Below are 17312 nucleotides of genomic sequence, written 5' to 3'. Positions count from 1 at the left end.
TAAGCGGTAGCGGCCGGTTTCTTTTTTCTTTGCGAAGCTAACTGAGAACTTGTACGGCAAGCAGGAGGGAACTCTTTAAGCCGGCACAGGCCATTTTGCATTACAAACCTCCTTCGGGCTCTGTTTGCTCCCCGCTGTCCCTCGGTTCCCACAGTTCAATGGCGTTTCCTTCCGGATCGAGCACATGCACGAACTTGCCATAATCGTACTCGGCAATCTCATCAACTATCGTAACCCCGTTCTCTTTCAGTTCGGCAACCAGCGCAACCAGGTTATCTACCCGGTAATTGATCATGAATGGCTTGCCTGAGGGATTGAAATAGGCCGTATCCTGCGGAAAGGTGCACCAGACGGTTGTTCCTTTCTTTGAAGGATCTCCGGCCTCGCGCCACTCAAAGTTAGCGCCGTAGTCACTTGTGGGCAGCCCGAGGTGCTTGGCGTACCATTCGTTCAAGCCTTGCGGATTGTCGCATTTAAAAAATACGCCGCCGATTCCCGTTACTTTTTTCATATTCAATGGTGTTGGTAGTTAGAAAAGTGATGCAAAAAACGGATGAAATGTAAAAATTGAATAGTAAGTTCCGTCTATTTCAGGAGATTAGCAAAAATGTTTTGATTTCTCTGAAGTTGTCAGGATGAGGTGCCACAATCACACGAGCAGATAAACAGAAAAACATTCATGAGCGGGGCTCTCAAACGGAGTTGATAGTGAGTTGAATGTTCTTCCTGGCCATTTCAAAATACATAGAGTTCCATAAAAGAGGCTGCCTTGCGAACAAAGACAGCCTCTTTCTAAGGAACCAATTCAAATAATAAACCGGAGATTTAAGCGCCCTGATCTACTTGAAGCTTCTTGATTAATTTTTTCTGATTTTCTTCTCCAATGCTTTTTATTCCTTTAATCACATCTGGCAGCTTTGGGTAATTCTCGTTGAACCTTCTGATCAGTTCCTCAAACCGCTGAGGAGCGTACTCAAGCATCCGGTTAGTTTCCTCGGTTTCACCCAGGATCTCAGGAAGGTAGATTCCGTTATCGAGGCTTTTAAGCTCTGATGTGATTTCAGACAATCTCTTAAATTTCTCTACCAAACCACTGTGAAGATCGGGCGCCGACTGCTGGTTGTAAACTACCCGCACCTGCTGCGACTTTCTGATGCTGGCCGAAGGAAGGAAGATATTCAGGCTAAGATCTTTGCCGTTGTATGACCAGTTCTCTGCAGATGCGTTCTGGTTAAAGGCAAGAGCCTTTCCATTGACCAGGACCTGCTGCGGCATTTCTGAACCAAACAGCTTCAAATGGTATTGCCGTTTAGATGGCATTTCTTGATAAGTACCCTTAGCCCCGGAGATGTCGATGATCGTTTCATTGCCCTTCGTCTTTGAGCTGATGCTCGTTATTGCATTTTCCTTATCGAACTCTTTATCGTTCCCGTTGTCCTCATAGAGGTCAAAACTTCCGGAGCCTCCGGGGTAGACGCCGACCACCATGTTTTCGGGATTCCGGTCGAGGTTGTCAATCTGGTCGTTGTACATCGGAATAACAGATCCGGCCTTTATGTAGATGGGATATTGGTCGATGCTGAACGACCGCTCATAGACCCGGCCTCCCTTAAGAAGAGTTCCGGTATGCCACTCGTACCAGTCATTTCCTGCGGGCAGCCATACTTTTACTTTTGAATAGCCCCCTTCAGAAGCAGACCCGATAGGGGAGATCAGCATGTTATCGCCGAACATATACTGTCTGCTGAAGGCATACGCTTCGTTATTGGTCGGATAGTCATAGTACATGGGGCGGCAAAGTGCAATGGCGTCGGTATAGGTCTTCCTCGACATGGTATAGATGTAAGGGACCAGCGTATACCGCAGCCTGATGGCGTCGACCTGCGCATTGAGGTAGGTCTGACTATAGTTCCACAGCTCCTTCTTTATATCGCCATTTTTGGTTGAGTGAGTCCGCAGGATAGGACTAAACACACCGTACTGCACCCAGCGGGTATAGAGTTCCGGATCCATCGTCCGTTCTCCTGAGCGGAACTGATGTCCTCCTATATCGTGACTCCAGTAGCTATACAAAACGTTCGAAGCGGTATTCGTAAAGTAAGGCTGGTATTCGAGCGAGCTCCATGAGATGAACGTATCTCCTGAAAAACCGATCTGGTAGCGGTGATTACCCAGTCCGCCCCAGCGATGGTAGAGCATCGGCCTGGTGGGCCTGTTCTTCTGCATCTCGGTATAGAAAACATAGTTAAGCCACCAGGTATTGCTCAGGTTGGTGATCTTTTTATCGTTGGGCCACTGCTGCCAGTCGAGCCACCAGAAGTCGACGCCTTTGTTTTCCATGGGCCGCAGGATCTTATCAAAGAGCGCGCTCATATACTTCTTGTCAGAAACGACGAAGGGCGCAGTTTTGCGGCCTGTTGTGTCAAGTCCTAACGCAGAGGCAAAAGCATTATAATCGTCTTCATGCCCGGCAACTCCGTCTGCAGGATGCAGGTTAAGCGTTGTTTTGAGGTTCGATTTATTGGTCCAGTCAAGAAATGCCGCCGGGTCGGGGAACAAACTTTTGTTCCATGACCAGCCGGTCCAGCCCTGGCGATGCCAGTCCATGTCAACAACAAGAACGTCCAGAGGGATCTGCATGCGTTTCATATAACCTACCAGTGTCCGGAGCTCGTTGTCGGAATAACTCCAGTAGCGCGACCACCAGTATCCGAACGCATATCTTGGGATCATAGGCACCTTTCCTGCAATCCGGGAAAAATCCATTAGCGCCGACTTGTAGTCATTGCCGTAAGCCATGAAGTACCAGTCCTGACCTTTCCGCTCTTTTCTGAAAACCCAGGGCCAGTCGGTATTGTCAAGCCGGAGCGATGACGAATCATTGAGGAAGAACCAGCCGTCTCTGGACAGGACGCCCTCTTCGAGCTGCAGCTTACGATTGCTGTGACGGCTAAAATCGCCATCGGCCCCATCAAGAGTGCGGAGCGTTCCGCCGAGGTTGTATTTCTGTTTCTTGCCGGGCACCCAGTTCACCGAATCTGCTTTTAGGTATTTCACCCTGAGGTTTTGGGCGTTGAACTCTCCGGAGCCCAGCTTATAGGAAAGCTCGAGTTCGCTCGTGCTCAGGATCAGCCAGCCATTCTCCTGCTTCTGTTTGAAGTCGGGTACGGGCAGCTTCCGGTTCCCCACAACAAAAGAAGCATGGTCATCAAAATTTTTGTCCGGCTCCCATTCCATCCTTACGAGGCGGGGAGTGAGGACCGTAAACCTTGCATTTTCTGCCGGAACAATAGCTTTTTTGTCGGCCTGCAAGTTAGAGATGTCCTGCGCCTGTAGGGAGGGCAGGAACAGCAGCGAAGTTAAAGCACCCAGTAGAACGGTTTTTAAATGTGCTTTTTGAAAAGAAAAAGGGTTCATTATCTGGTTTTTTGTGTGTCGTATAGCTTGCCGGCGACAGCTGGTTCCCGATCAGAGTTATCGTTCGCCGGGCTGCGGTTTAAGCAGCGATCAGTTCTCTTAACAGAATTGCAATTCGCACTCACGTGATTATCGGACTTGCGGTTAAAGCAGCGATCAGTTCTCTTCCGCGTATCAGGTCTAAAGGTATGAATATGGCTTTTCAATAGTTCTCTAAAGTGGCTGTTTTTCAAAAAATCCAATGATGTTAAAATTTAAACTTCTGATAGATAGTTTGTTGTGTTCTTTTGCGGGGCGGAATATCTAAATGGTTTTAGTGCTTTCTTTGCGCCAGCCGTAAATAAGTAAAACGTTTTGGTCTGCCTTTCCGGCCCTCCGGCTCAGTTCTAATAGGAAGCTGGATCTTCTGCCCCGGCGGCGACTATTTGAATTTCTAATCCTGCGGCGCCGAAGCGGCAGCAGGATTAGAAATTTCTCATTTTACTGAAATCTACCATCCGTAGTTCTGAACCAGGCCGGGATCTTTATCAATCTCCGACTGAGGCACGGGCATCAGGTAGTGCTTGTCCTGAAACACACGTTCCTGAATCACAACCGGCTTATAGAACACGGCGACGCCAGCTTCTTCGCTGTTTATGTCGGCAATTCCGCTTGCCCTGAGTTCTTCAGCAGACGGTTTTGCGTTGAGCACATGGGCAGGGCGATTGTCGACTGTGGTACCGATCATCCATCGTCTTACATCCCAGAAGCGATGCGCTTCAAACGCAAATTCAATGCGGTTCTCGTTCTGGATACGTTTCCTCATTCCCTCCTTCGTGCGGTCGGCGGCGAGGATAGGCAATGCTGGCATGTTTACCCTGGCCCTCACTCTATTTACGTAGTCATAGGCCCGGGCATCAGGGGCATCCTGATATTCGTTCATCGCTTCGGCATAGATCAGATACATTTCTGCGAGCCGGAATACAGGCCAGTTCCTTTTCGCCGTTCCTGTATTTGCGTTCCGGTCATATTCGGGTGAAAGGAACTTCCTGATGTTATATCCCCAGGGGTTAGTTCCCGCTTTTCCGTTGGCCCATCCATCTGTTCTGCCGTTACCATTTCCCCAGAAGGCAAACTTCATAGGGCGTCTGGTGGCATCAAACCTCCATACGCCATACTGGAAGAAGATGCTGGCATAGAATCTGGGGTCGCGGTCTTTATACATGTTGGAGATGTTCGACACGTTCTGCCATTTCAAACCATCCCAAAGCTGCCCGCTCCAGAAGCCTGCGCTCTGGTAGTTAGAACCCGGTTCGTTGATTGGGTAGCCGTTTTTCATTTCGTACGCGTCTACCAGTTCCTGAAGAGGAGTAAACTGGCCGTTCCCCTTGAACGGAGGACCGTTAGGGAGCCAGTTGCCGTCAAGTCCCGTGTCATTACCCTTTATCCGCTGAAAGATCGACTCGGTGTAGTCGCGTGTATAAAACTGGGCAGCATAGTTCTGAATGGGATTGTCAGGAAAAGGCGAGTAGAGCGAGTACATACCCATGTTAATTACATCCATTGCCGCATCTGCCGCTCTCTTCCATTTCTCCCTGTCGTATGATTCTGAAAAGAGGTGCTTACCATCCTTGTTGGTGATGTTTTTATAAAGAGGGTTGCCGTTAAACAGAGGACTTGCTGCGTAGATCAGCGTCCTTGCTTTGAGCGCCAGGGCCGCTCCTTTGGTCGCCCTGCCCACTTGTGAAGCTTCCTGCGAGGTTGGCAAAGCCTGAGCAATGTCGTCGCATTCTGATACAATAAAGTTGACGATCTCGTCGGTGGAGTTTCGCTCCACATTGTTTCCGGCTGCCTCATTCAGGTCAATACTGGCGGCTGAAGTGAGAAGCGGCACTGCACCATACCTTTTGAACAATTCGAAATAGAACATCGCGCGCAAAAACCTGGCTTCGGCCTTGTACCGGGGGATCCAGGTCTGGTAATATTCGCTCCGGTCAAGAGGAACGGGGACTTTTTCTATGCGGTCGATAAAAATGTTCGCCCTCCTGATATCCTGATACCGGCCTCTCCAGTTGCCGATGGGGTTGTCTACTGTACTCCAGGTCCCGAGGTTAAACTTGTAAGCGTCAAGTGCACCCCCGTTGTCGTTCCAGTGATGGTAACTCTCGTCGGTATAAGCTGTGATTGTACTTCCTGTCTCATCAGGGAATGCATTGTAAAGACGGGCTAAAGCCTGTTCTGAAAGATTGATGTTGCTAAAAACGTCCTCATCGGTCACGTATTCATCAGGAACAACATCAAGATATTTGTTGCACGATATCGTTGCCAGTAAAAAGACCGACAATAGAATTAGAGCTATCTTTTTCATTTCCTTGTTGTTATAAAGTAACGTTCAAACCAAAATTCACTACTTTTTGCTGCGGGTAGGCGCCGAATCCATCTGGTATCTCAGGGTCATAGATCTTGAATTTGTCCCAGGTATACAGGTTTACTCCGGTGGCAAATATCCTTACGTTCTTCAGGCTGAGCCTGGTAAGGACAGACTTTGGAAGCGTGTATCCTATTTCTACATTCTTCAGGCGCAGGTAGTCAGAAGAGCGAAGCCAGAAGGTAGAGTTTTGGTTGTTGTTTACGTTGTCAGCAGAAGAAATCCTCGGATAAGTGGCATCTAGATTATCAGGAGTCCAGTGATTATGAAGATAATCAGCCAGTACTGCGCTGTTCCTCGAAAATGCCCAGGCAGAAGTGCCGGTAAGCCAGTTGTATCCGCCCAGTGCGCCTTGAAACAGTACGTTCAGGTCGATCGATTTGTAGGAATAACCAAGCGTAAAGCCGAGCATCGATTTAGGACGTACCGTCTTCCCTATATATCCGGCGTCCTGAGAGTTGATGATCCCATCCTGGTTCCGGTCCAGGTACTTAATATCTCCCGGTATTATTTTGCCATATCCGGCCTGTGAAGGACTGTTGTCAATATCCGCCTGATCCCTGAACAGACCCAATGCAATCAGTCCCTCTGCCTCATGAACCTGCGTACCCTTCCGGGCCTTATACGGGTAAGCATACTCGGGTTCGGCTGCATATTTGATTTTGTTTTTCGCATACGAGTAGTTTGCTCTCAGGAATACCTGGTGACTGCGGATTACCTTACGCCAGCCAAGCTCCATTTCGAATCCTTTGTTGTCTACAATACCGGCGTTCACTTTGGGAAGGGTTTCGATACCCAGAACATCAGGAATGGTCAGCGCATCGGTAAGGATCTTGGTGCGGTGTTCCTGGAATACGTCGCCCGTGAATGTCAAGGTGTTGTTAAACAGGCCCAGGTCAATTCCGATATTTGTTTTTCTGGCACGTTCCCAGGTCAGGAACTCGTTTCCCACGATCCTCTCCAGAGCGCCAGCGTATTTGTTCCCGTCTGCATTAAATCCGAACTGATAGCCTCTGTCGTTGTTTCCTGTTTCCCAGGTGGAGATGTAGGGGAAGCGGTTACTGCTGTTGTCGACCCCTACTGTACCGAAGGAGCCCCTAAGCTTCACCAGACTGAATGTTCTTGAGCCTTTCAGGAAGCCTTCATTTGATACTACCCATGCTACGGAACCTGCCGGGAAAAAGCCCATCCTTCTGCCGGTCTTAAAGTTCTCTGATCCGTTGTAGCCCGCATCGAATTCTGCCACATAGCGCCCGTCATAGGTGTAGTTTACACGACCCACAATACCCATCTGCTTGTACGGTAAAGCTGCAACTCCGCCCTCGTTTCCACCTGTTCCGCGAAAGTCCTGCGACTGGTTATACCGGATCATTCCTGAAACGGAGTGTTTTTCTTTAAAGGTGCGGTCGTAATTGATGTAACCTTCAAAGGTCGACTTCCTGCTGCCATTGGCAGCGAGGGCAAATTCAAGTTGCTGATCTCCTGTGCTCATTTCCTCGTACGTGCCTTTGCTCAAATCCGTCTCATTTTCAGGAATGGTAAAACGGTAAGTAGAGTAGTTCCGCTTCCTTGTGATATCGCGGTAGCTCTGGGCGTCAAAGGCAAAGCGGGTTCTGATACTTAAGCCCTCTGTTACGAAAGGCAGCTTCAGGTTAAAGCCTACAATAGCGCCCATGGTGTTCTCAAACAACCGTTTATAGCCGTATTGTGTCAGCCGGCCGTACGGGTTTACCGGAGCGTCGCGCTGCTGGGGAATAGACCCGTTGGGATTGGTAACCGGGTATAACCAGGGCGGAGTTATCCTCAGCTGATTCCAGAAGTTATCTGCATTTTCGTTCGGGTAATTGCGGTCTCTCACCACATCAGCCAGGTTGAGCTCCATGGAAAGGTTTTTGGATATGTCGATATCCACGTTGCTCCTGAAGTTGTATTTGTTCAGAGTTGCCTGAATGTTGTAGTTACTCAGGTCTTCGAATTTATACAAGCCTCCCTGATTCAGATAGGTCATTGAAACAAAATACCGGGTGTTGGGCGAGCCGCCGCTCACATTCAGATTGGTTTGATGCATCAGCGAGCTCGGTTTCAACAGTTCCTTTTGCCAGTCGGTATTCGGATACAAATATTCGTAGGTGGGGTTGCTGCGATCTCTGAATTTGTTAAGATATTCGTCGGTGTACAGATTGGCATTTAACCCGTCATTGATCAAACCTTCACGGTACAGGGTCAGTGCATTGTAGGAGTCGAGATACTCGGGTATTCTTGTAGGACGCTGTATCGAAAGCTGCGAGGTAAGCGAGACGGCAGGCTTGCCAACTTTTCCTCTTTTCGTTGTGACGAGGATAACACCATTGGCTCCTTTCATCCCATAGACTGCCGTAGCCGCCGCATCCTTGAGCACTGTTACCGATTCAACTTCGTTTGCATCAATCCGGTCAATGGCATTTTCGATCCCATCGACCAGAACCAGCGGGCTCTGTCCGTTGTACGATCCAAATCCACGGATATAAAGCGCTGAGCCGTCGGCTCCCGGTTCTCCGCTTCCCTGAATTGATACCAGGCCTGGAAGACGGCCGGCCAGTGTATTGGTAAGACTAGCGGTGGGCGTCCGGATCAATTCAGCTGTATTTACCGAGTTGAGCGAACCGGTAATGTTCGTTTTCTTCTGAGTTCCGTATCCTACCACCACTACCTCTTTAAGCGCCGCTACATCTTCCCTCAGCCTTACAGTGAAGAAGGACCGATCGCCAACCGAAAGTTCCTGAGTGACAAATCCGACCATCCTGAATACAAGGGTGGCCCGGTCGTCAACCCTGATCCGGAAGTTTCCATTCTGGTCGGTCGCCACGCCGCTTCCCGTTTTACCTTTTACCATGACCGATACGCCGGGTAAGCCCACTCCGGTGCTGTCGGTTACGATCCCGCGAACTTCATGCTCGGCAGCCAGTTCTTTTAGCATCAGCTCATTTTTTGTCTCACCCCGCTTCACAATCACCACCACATCCTCGACCACTGAGTACGACAGGCCCGCAGGGGCGAGCAGTTTGGTAAGAGCTTCGCCCAGATTTTCGGCCCTGAGGTCTTTGGTTACGACGTTCGTTTTCTTAAGCAAGCGATCGCTGTAGGCAATCTTGACACCCGATGAGGAGGAGATGATCTCCAGTGCGTTTTCGAGTGTCGCGTTTTTAAAACTTGCTGTTACCTTATTGTTTAGAACTTTTTGACTGAAGGAGGAACTGGCGAGGGCCAGAGAGCAGAAGCAAAAAATAATACAACCAACGGAGACGCTGTATCTCATAATTATCCATAAATAATCATTCACTCTATCAGTTAGTAATAGAGATTTTTTCATAAATTTAATTCGTTAAAGTGTACGGATGGGAAATGCACCTGTGATTTCTCAGGTCGGTAGGTCCATTTCTGTTGTCTGATCACATTTTAAAAACCCGTTCCGCTCCTGGACCGGGTTTACTTTTTTCAGGTACTTTTTTCTTCATATATCAGTGGTTTATAGTATCGGTTATCATGATTGGTTTATGTTTGGAAGCTGCTATTCGCAGCCTTTCCCGTCCAGATGGTAGGCTCCGTTTTCATACGACACGGTTCCATTGACCGTTGTAGCCATCACCTTCAGCACTTTGTCGAGCCCCTCATTATTCAGGTCGGCGGTTGTGGTGATCGTGCACTCTCTTATCCGGTCGCTGCAACTTAGTCTTACATTGTATTTTCGTTCTACTTCTTCAATGGCCTGAACGATAGGCGTATTGCTGAACAGCATTTTTCCCTCTTTCCAGCTGATCGATTCTTTTGCTTTTACCGGAGCGGTGACTGCCTGAAGGCCATCTGTGGCGTACGTAACTCTGCGATTCGGGGTAACGTATACGGTATTGCTGATCTCTTTCATCCTGTCAGGAGTGATCACAGCAACCTTTCCTGAAAGGACCGTAACCTCTACCTTCCTGTTGCCGGGGTAGGCCCGGATATTGAAGGTGGTACCCAGCACCACCGTCTTTACTGCGCCCGATTCTACAACGAAGGGCTTCTTTTCGAGATGCACCACTTCAAAGTAGGCCTCACCGGTAAGACTTATTTCCCTCTTTTCATTGTTAAAATGCTCTGGATAGGAGATCTTGCTGTCTGAATTCAGCCAGATGCGGCTGCCGTCTTCCAGCTTTACCAGCAAGGTTTGTCCTTTTGCAGCCCTCGTTTCCACCATTTTTACCGGACTGAGCCAATTTTCGATCTCATTCTTTTTTAAATAGAGCACAGAGGCCAGGCTGAAGATCATGAGAATGGAAGCGGCCACGCGCAGTATATAAACCCGACGGCGTATCTTGTTTTCCTTTTCCCTGATGCCCTGCAGTACTTTGTCGTACACGTGCACTTTGTCAAAAGCAGTCCCTTCAGCCACATCCGCGTTGTCGCTGTCACTGCGGCGGTCAAAATACTTCGTAATAAGACCCTCCAAAAAGGCGGATCTTTTTTTATCTGATGACTTGCCGGCGACTGGCTTTAAGGGTTTCCTTTCCATTTTCAATATGTATGATGCAAAGGATCATCACACCCCCTAAAGGAAAATGAAATTTTCTGAAGCGTCTTTGGTTGATTGAGAGGACTAATCGATTTTTTTTTAAGCTCTCAATGAGGTCGCTTCGCAAAGTTTAAACGGCTCTGAGGAACCCTCAGTTTACTTTTATCCGGATTGAGAGTATGACATGCTTTCTGTTTCAGGAATTCCTGCCAGGATGAAGCTGCAGTTAAGCACTCAAATTTCGCTTACATAAATAATGGAAGAAGAGAAATAGCCAGGAGCAGGAAGTCGGCCATAGAAGCTCTCAGCCGCTTCAGGGCTATCGTCAGATGGTTTTCAACCGTTTTAACGGAGATGTTCAGCAAGCTGGCGATCTCTTTGTGCGACAATTGTTTTTTCCGGCTCAGCACAAAGATCTCCCTGCATTTCTCTGGTAGCTCTGAAATTCCGCGTTCCAGGTTCTCGTGGATCTCCTTCTGAAGGAGCCGGTTATCGGCGGCAAACTCATTAGTCAGCATTTCAACCACCTCAAGGTCCAGAACTACCCGGCCTGACCGTAGTGTCATCAGAACTTTGTTTCGTACCGACATGTAGAGGTACGACCGGAGTTTAAGAATAGTAAGATGCTCTCTTTTTACCCAGAGGTCAACAAACAACTCCTGGACCAGGTCTTCACAAATCTGTTTGTTGCGCAAAATATTATATGCAGCGCTGTACAATCTGGAGGAATACCGGTTGTAAACCTCCTCGAAATACAGCGCATTTCCCTCCTGCAGTCCCTTAACCAGCTCCTCGTCTGTTATCCCCGATAAATTCCCTGCCTGCATAAGATATATCTGTGCCTTAGTAATGGTTAGCGTTGCTAATATAAAAAAAGAAATAGCAAAAACGATATAGCATAAAGATAAAGGGCAATTGCCTTATTGTTCCTATCGTCATAGTTTAAGAAGTAAATTTTAAGACTAACCGCCACGCCTGCAGCTGTGTTTAGCAGTTGATAAATTTTATGTCCATTACGCGTTTATCAAATTCTTCACCTTTTACAATGGCTTTGGCTTTGATCCTGATTTTGTAGGTATAGATGGTACTTATGGAATAGTCGAGTATCCCCGCAATGGTTTCATCGTCTTTGATCCCCAGTCGTATTAAAGCGAAGATGCGCAGTACCGGATTCAGAGATCCCTCCTTCTGCGGCCATATCTGGTCTTCAGGTTTCAGCAGCTCGTTGAAGGCGGGAATAAAGTCGGGCAGCAGCTTCAGGAAGATCTGATCGAGGCTCTTATACAGGTCTTCCCGCTCGCGCGTAATCTGAAGAGCTGCAATGGTTTCAAGGGCGTCGTCAAACTTCTTCATCTTGATTTTTCGTTCGACGGTCCTCTTCAGCCTTTCAAGAAGACTGATATAGGAAAATGATTTTTTGAAAAAGAAGCCAATGTATTCTTCGTTGATCCGGGTATGTTCCATCAATTTCAGATTAACTGCTGCCAGTTGTCCGTTCTGCTTCTGGATGAGCCGCTCATTCACTTTTATTTTCTTCATCTGGATGAATACGATGGCAATAATGCAGATGGCCGTTACGCCAATCAGTGCGAACAGCAGCGAAGAGATGATCAGTTTATCCCGCTGTTGTTCCGTCTCCATGATGGTTTTTCCGGCAATCAGCGGCAGGACATTCTGAATGTCGATCTTATGACTGCGGGCATTGTAAAACGCAGCGTCGGAAACGGCTTTATTGATGCATTCATAGGCGGTTTTCAGGTCGCCTGCTTTGTACAGTGCCTCTCCCAGGTGGAGCACCGCCTGGGTATATTTGGTAGAGGAACGGATGTCGCTTAGTGCCGAAAGGGCCAGAAGCGCTATTTTATCATCTCCGGAGTAGTGATGGCTCAGCCTCATAGCCACCATGGCAATCTCATGGTTTGATAAGCCGTGATGCGTAATGAAATGCAGATAAAAGCCAGCAGAAGGGCGGCGATTACCGAGACTATCGGGCACTTCAGCACGGGCGATCATCCTCTCAAAGGCGTTAGGAGGGGAGGCAGACGTCATTTTAATGAATTGTTTTTCCGCCTCTGCACGGTACTTCCGCGAGTGCCTGTCGTTGTTATAATCGGCCAGGCTCTCATAGAAGCGCGCCTTGCGGTCGTAGAAGAGGCCCTTCAGGCCTGCGGGAATGCTCTCGTCATGCAGATCCGACAAGAGTTCGCCTGCCTCGGTGAACATTCCTGCCGTGGTGAAGATCTGAAGAAGCTTGAGCTGGCTCTCCTGCAGCCCGTAGCTGTCTCCCTCTTTTTCACTCGCCTCCATCATCTTCTTTACGTAAACGTAAGAAGAGTCAAACTGGTAAGGCATGTATTCTTGGAGCATCCGGGAGTAAAGCTGGTACCGGCGCTGGTAACTCTGACTTGCCGATTCTGACAGCAATGACCGGATACGGCGCAGCCTGGCCTCCTTAAGCTGGTCGTAGCGACTGCTTTTTAATTCTTTTTTCAGGATCTGCAGCAAGCTGTCCTTTTTCGTAAAACAATATGCGCCATTACCAGCCGCAACAGCCAGCAGCAGTAACAGTGCAAAGAAGAATTTGGCATTCAACATATCACCAGCCTGAGAGCTCTCTGTTCATGAAATTCCATTGTAGGCCCCAAAGTTAAGATTAGCCTGCTTTTCACGAAATCCCTTTTAAATGCGGAGGAAGCCTTTAGCAGAGTCGGCGAGGATCGGCTTTTATCGAGGTACCTGAAGGGGTGCCCGGATCAGCTTGTCCTGCAGGCTCCAAAAGACTGTACTCGGGAGGGGAGGTTAGAGGACGTAACAGGGGATCAGCTTGTCCTGCGGGCTCCAAAAGACTGTACTCGGGAGGGTGCTTACAGGACGTAACAGGGGACCAGCTTGTCCTGCGGGCTCCAAAAGACTGTACTCGGGAGGGGTGCTTACAGGACGTAACAGGGGATCAGCTTGTCCTGCCAGCCCCGAAGGACAATCTGGAAGCCCTAACTCCCTATCAGAACCTGCACTCCGCTTTTCAGCGTGCCGCTTGCTTTGTAGACCTTTCCGTTCAACAATACTTCTGCATTGATCTTTTGTATTTCCTGATCAATATTTCTGTGTCCATCCTTGCCTGCTATCGTAATGCTGACGGTATTGCCACGCCGCTTAGCAGTAAAGCTTATCAGACTATAATCCCCGGTTTTGAATCCCCAGCCATCACCTGCATCGACATAGAGCTTACCCTCTGCCTTGCCCCGCTTATCCGGACAGACAAGGAGCGTGAGAGGATCAAACGACTTCTCGGTTGTGTTCTGGACGATCTTACCTGCCGGGATGATCGACCCTCCTTTAATTTTGAGCTTCGCCTGATACTTGTCTGCAAGGTCGCCCTCAACCAGACTCAGATCTTCCCATATTCCGGATGGAAGTGCCGGATCTTTTGCGAATGCAGGAACCACAAGAAGGTTTCCGCCCAGAAGGAAAGCCTGCTCTTCACTGCGCAGCCTTAGGTCGGCGGGGTTAGAGAAGAAGACCGGCGCCATTACGGGAGCTCCGGTTTTGGAGGCGAAATAGAATTGGGTGTAGATGTAGGGGAGTAACCGATAGCGGCGTTCGAGCGCAATTCTTGAAGTTTTCTCTATCGCCTCACCAAATGCCCATGGCTCTTTGTCGTTCGTCCCTGCGCAGGCATGTCCTCTCACGAAGGGCAGGAATACTCCAAAGCCCAGCCAGTTTGCCCAGAGGTCACCCGTGGTGTTGTTAAGGAAACCGCCGATATCCGGACCGCTAAAGGGTTGGCCGGAAAGGCCAAGGGTGAGCGACATGGGCACTGATAGCTTCAGGTGCTCCCATCCGGCCCAGTTATCGCCGGTCCAGGTAGCCGCATAGCGTTGTCCGCCGAGGAGGTTGGCCCGTGTTAAAAGAAAGGGTCGCTTATCCGGGTTCGCATCCATCACGCCCTTTCGGGAAGCTTCAACCATCAGACGCCCGTAGGCATTGTGATAAAGAAGGTGCGGACCGGCAGGTAAGTCGCCGCCGCCCTTATGTATGATGTTGCCCGGCATGGTTCCCAGTCGCTCCTTCTCCGGAAGGTGATTGTCATTGATGGCGGGCTCATTCATGTCGTTCCACACACCGTCGATGCCTGTTGCCATAAAGCCTTTATAGAGCCCAGACCACCATTTCCGGGCGTCAGGACTGGTAAAGTCAGGGAAGGTGCAGTCGCCGGGCCAGACCTTGCCGATATAGTCGGTACCGTCACTGTTTTTTACCCATACGTTATTGGCAGAGCCCGAGCGGTAGACGTTGTAGTCTTTGTCGACTTTAACGCCGGGGTCGATCATATACACCGCACGAAATCCCTTCTTATGCAGGTCTTTGTTCAAAGCTGCCGGGTCGGGGAAGTTTTTGGGGTGGAAGGTAAACACCCGGTAGCCATCCATGTAGTCGATATCCATCCAGATGACGTCGCAGGGGATCTGCCTGGTGCGGAAGGTGTCGGCAATCTCACGTACACGTTGTTCCGTCGCATAAGAAAAGCGGCACTGGTGGTATCCCAGAGACCACAGAGGAGGCATTTCCATTGTTCCCGTCAATTCAGCCAATCCCTTTAACACAGCCTGAGGAGATTCCCTGTCAATGATGTAAACGCGGAAGAGTGCACCTTCCGTGTTGAATTTAATCTGGTGAGACTCAGTCTGGAGCTCTGCCTTCCAGCTGCTGTCGAAAATAATTCCGAAAGCTGTGCCGTCCTGTCGCAGTCCCATCACCCAGGGGTGACTCTGATAGAGCCTTTTTCCCTCTTCCACCCCATAGGCTCCGGTATCAGTGTTCCATAATTTAATGGTTTTCCCGTTCCGTAAAAGCGGTCCGGTCACTTCCCCGCCTCCATATAAGCTGATACCTTCAGGAAGGCTGAGCGAGGCACCTGCTTTATCGTTATTAAGAGTAAAGGTGGGACGCAGTTTCCATCCACTGGGAGCTGGCCCTGTCCTCTTTGGTTCTTCCTTTAGTATGAGAGAAGGTGTTTTGTTTTTATCGTAGCCCTCGGGTATAAATTCTACGATCCGGTCGCCTACTAAGGCTGCTTTTTGGATCGGTACAACTTGTGCGTAAAGAGTAGCGGAATACAGCGCTGCTGCAAAGAAGATCAGTTTTTTTAAGTTCATATGGTGCTTAAGGTTTCTCCGCCCCCGCAAGGGGAGCGCTCTATGTGTGTATTAAGTTGCTTGTTATATGCCCTTTGCTTTTATTCAATGTTTCGCTTCTCCTGGTTGTATCTATTCCAGAATTGCTTGTTGCACCCCGTTTGCTTTTATTCCCCTTTCCAGGATCCGCATGGCGAAGCTGCTTGAATTTTCAGCATCGAAATCGGTATCCTGAGCGAAGTTATTCAAAAGGTTGCGGCGACTATAAGAATACACCCCCAGTCATGGAAAAATCTAAATGGTGTTTTTTGTAAATAGCTGATTGTTAGGAGTAGTTGCGGCGGAAGTGTGTCTTTTTATCAGCAGAAATCTAATGCGGCGAATACGTAAAAATGCTGTCGGCCGAGGGCTAAGCGACGGATCTCCGCAGCTTGTGCTGCTCAACGTAGAGGTAGAGGGAGGCAATGACCCGCACTTTGCCTACCGGGCCTATCAGTACAATTACCGGATCTCGGATCGCTATGAGCTCCCTGTAGCTACTATTGTGGTGTATACGGGCGACACTTCACAGAGCCGGCCCTCCGAATACAGGCGTGAAGTACTTGATACTTCGGTCCACTTCAGTTACCGTACCTATCACATCTTCGACCATAGCCCCGAACAATTGCTCGCAATGGATAATATCTTTGCATTGATTGTAGCGGCCTGTCAGAAAGCATTGCTGGAAGGCAAGGTGCCTGAGGAGGAGCTCGGGGAGGAAAGAACTGCGATCGCTCGTGCGCTTTTGTTACGGAAAAGATATGATAAAGATCGAATACTCAGTTTTTTAGGATTTCTCAAGAACATTATTTACATCCGGAACTTAGAAATAAACAGTAAATTTGATACGTTAATTAACCAGATTACAGGAGGTATAATTGATATGGGCGTTATCGACATAATAAAGCTTCAGGAAAGACGCGAAGGGCGTTTAGAAGGACTTTTAGAAGGAAAGCAGGAGGGCAAACTTGAAGGCAAGCAGGAAGCAAATTATGAGTTTGTCAGCAATCTGATATCAGGGACGGATTTTGACGACAATAAAATCGCTGCCCTGGCCAGTGTGCCCTTGGAATTCGTGCAGAAAGTCCGGTCAGAGCTGGGCCGGTCATCCTAATCTATTCTTCTTCTCCCAGTGCCTTTAAGAACGCATTGACATCACCAGTCAGATAGGCCGCATATTTCGTGATCTTTTCAATGGGCCAGTCCCACCAGGCAAGCTCCAGCAGGCGGGCGATTGTCTCCTCATCAAAGCGCTTACGGATTGGCTGTGCCGGATTTCCTCCCACAATCGTATAAGGCGGAACGTCTTTGGTAACCACAGAATAAGAACCAATGATAGCCCCATCGCCAATCTTAACACCAGGCAGTATAGCGGCCCGGTAACCAATCCAAACATCATTGCCAACAATGGTATCCCCTTTGGATGGATAAGACTTGCCATCCATTGCATTGCTCCAGTCGCCACCAAAAATAGCGAAAGGATAAGCAGTCACCGCCTGTGCCAAATGGTTCGCACCGTTCATGATGAACTCCACGCCAGAAGCCAGCATGCAAAATTTCCCTATGGTGAGCCGGTCGCCCGAAAAGTCGAAGAGATAACGCACATTCTTCTGGAAGTTCTCCACGTTGTCAAAATCATCATAGTAGGTATAGTTACCTATTGAGATCTGAGGATGATTTACAACATTTTTCAAAAAGCATAAACGATCGTATCCAGCTAAGGGAAAAACGGTTGAGGGATTTATTACAGCCATAAGTAAAAACGACAGGAGCTATCCAAGTGCCC

10 protein-coding genes are annotated in these 17312 nt (G+C 48.8%); 1 reads left to right on the top strand and 9 read right to left on the bottom strand.

Annotation, left to right across the window (positions count from 1 at the left end; all coding sequences use genetic code 11):
• Positions 1-100: 100 nt before the first annotated feature.
• The 8 genes from ACES2C_RS01535 to ACES2C_RS01500 all read right to left on the bottom strand — a co-directional run bounded on the left by ACES2C_RS01535 (position 101) and on the right by ACES2C_RS01500 (position 15508).
• Complete coding sequence (locus ACES2C_RS01535) at positions 101-511, bottom strand: VOC family protein (RefSeq protein ID WP_374165268.1); 411 nt, start codon at positions 509-511, stop codon at positions 101-103.
• A 314-nt stretch (positions 512-825) separates the two neighbouring features.
• Positions 826-3417, bottom strand: coding sequence for a TIM-barrel domain-containing protein (locus ACES2C_RS01530; RefSeq protein WP_374165267.1), 2592 nt, complete (start codon positions 3415-3417; stop codon positions 826-828).
• Positions 3418-3907: 490 nt separating this feature from the next.
• Positions 3908-5764 carry a RagB/SusD family nutrient uptake outer membrane protein gene (locus ACES2C_RS01525; RefSeq protein ID WP_374165266.1) on the bottom strand — a complete coding sequence of 619 codons (1857 nt, stop codon included), beginning with the start codon at positions 5762-5764 and terminating at the stop codon, positions 3908-3910.
• A gap of 10 nt (positions 5765-5774) precedes the next feature.
• On the bottom strand, positions 5775-9173 hold the full coding sequence (locus ACES2C_RS01520; RefSeq protein WP_374165265.1) for a SusC/RagA family TonB-linked outer membrane protein: 3399 nt from the start codon (positions 9171-9173) through the stop codon (positions 5775-5777).
• 198 nt (positions 9174-9371) lie between these two features.
• Entirely contained in the window at positions 9372-10352 is a 981-nt protein-coding gene (locus ACES2C_RS01515; RefSeq protein ID WP_374165264.1) for a FecR family protein, read from the bottom strand.
• 245 nt (positions 10353-10597) lie between these two features.
• Positions 10598-11179 (bottom strand): RNA polymerase sigma factor, encoded by a 582-nt coding sequence (locus tag ACES2C_RS01510; RefSeq protein ID WP_374165263.1) that lies wholly within the window; start codon positions 11177-11179, stop codon positions 10598-10600.
• A gap of 160 nt (positions 11180-11339) precedes the next feature.
• Positions 11340-12947: a DUF6377 domain-containing protein gene (locus ACES2C_RS01505; protein ID WP_374165262.1), complete on the bottom strand. Its 1608-nt coding sequence runs from the start codon at positions 12945-12947 to the stop codon at positions 11340-11342.
• A gap of 395 nt (positions 12948-13342) precedes the next feature.
• The gene (locus tag ACES2C_RS01500; RefSeq protein WP_374165261.1) at positions 13343-15508 is read right to left on the bottom strand and encodes a TIM-barrel domain-containing protein; all 2166 of its coding nucleotides are present in this window, start codon (positions 15506-15508) and stop codon (positions 13343-13345) included.
• Between the two features lie 352 nt (positions 15509-15860).
• On the opposite strand from ACES2C_RS01500, the gene ACES2C_RS01495 reads away from it, so the two are divergent.
• Entirely contained in the window at positions 15861-16640 is a 780-nt protein-coding gene (locus ACES2C_RS01495) for a hypothetical protein (protein WP_374165260.1), read from the top strand.
• Between the two features lies 1 nt (position 16641).
• On the opposite strand, the gene ACES2C_RS01490 is transcribed toward ACES2C_RS01495, so the two are convergent.
• Positions 16642-17280 (bottom strand): CatB-related O-acetyltransferase, encoded by a 639-nt coding sequence (locus ACES2C_RS01490; RefSeq protein ID WP_374165259.1) that lies wholly within the window; start codon positions 17278-17280, stop codon positions 16642-16644.
• Between the last annotated feature and the right edge of the window lie 32 nt (positions 17281-17312).

Source organism: Arcticibacter sp. MXS-1, from assembly GCF_041902385.1.
In the GTDB taxonomy this organism is placed as follows: Bacteria; Bacteroidota; Bacteroidia; order Sphingobacteriales; family Sphingobacteriaceae; genus Arcticibacter.
This window is presented reverse-complemented; position numbering and strand designations above follow the sequence as displayed.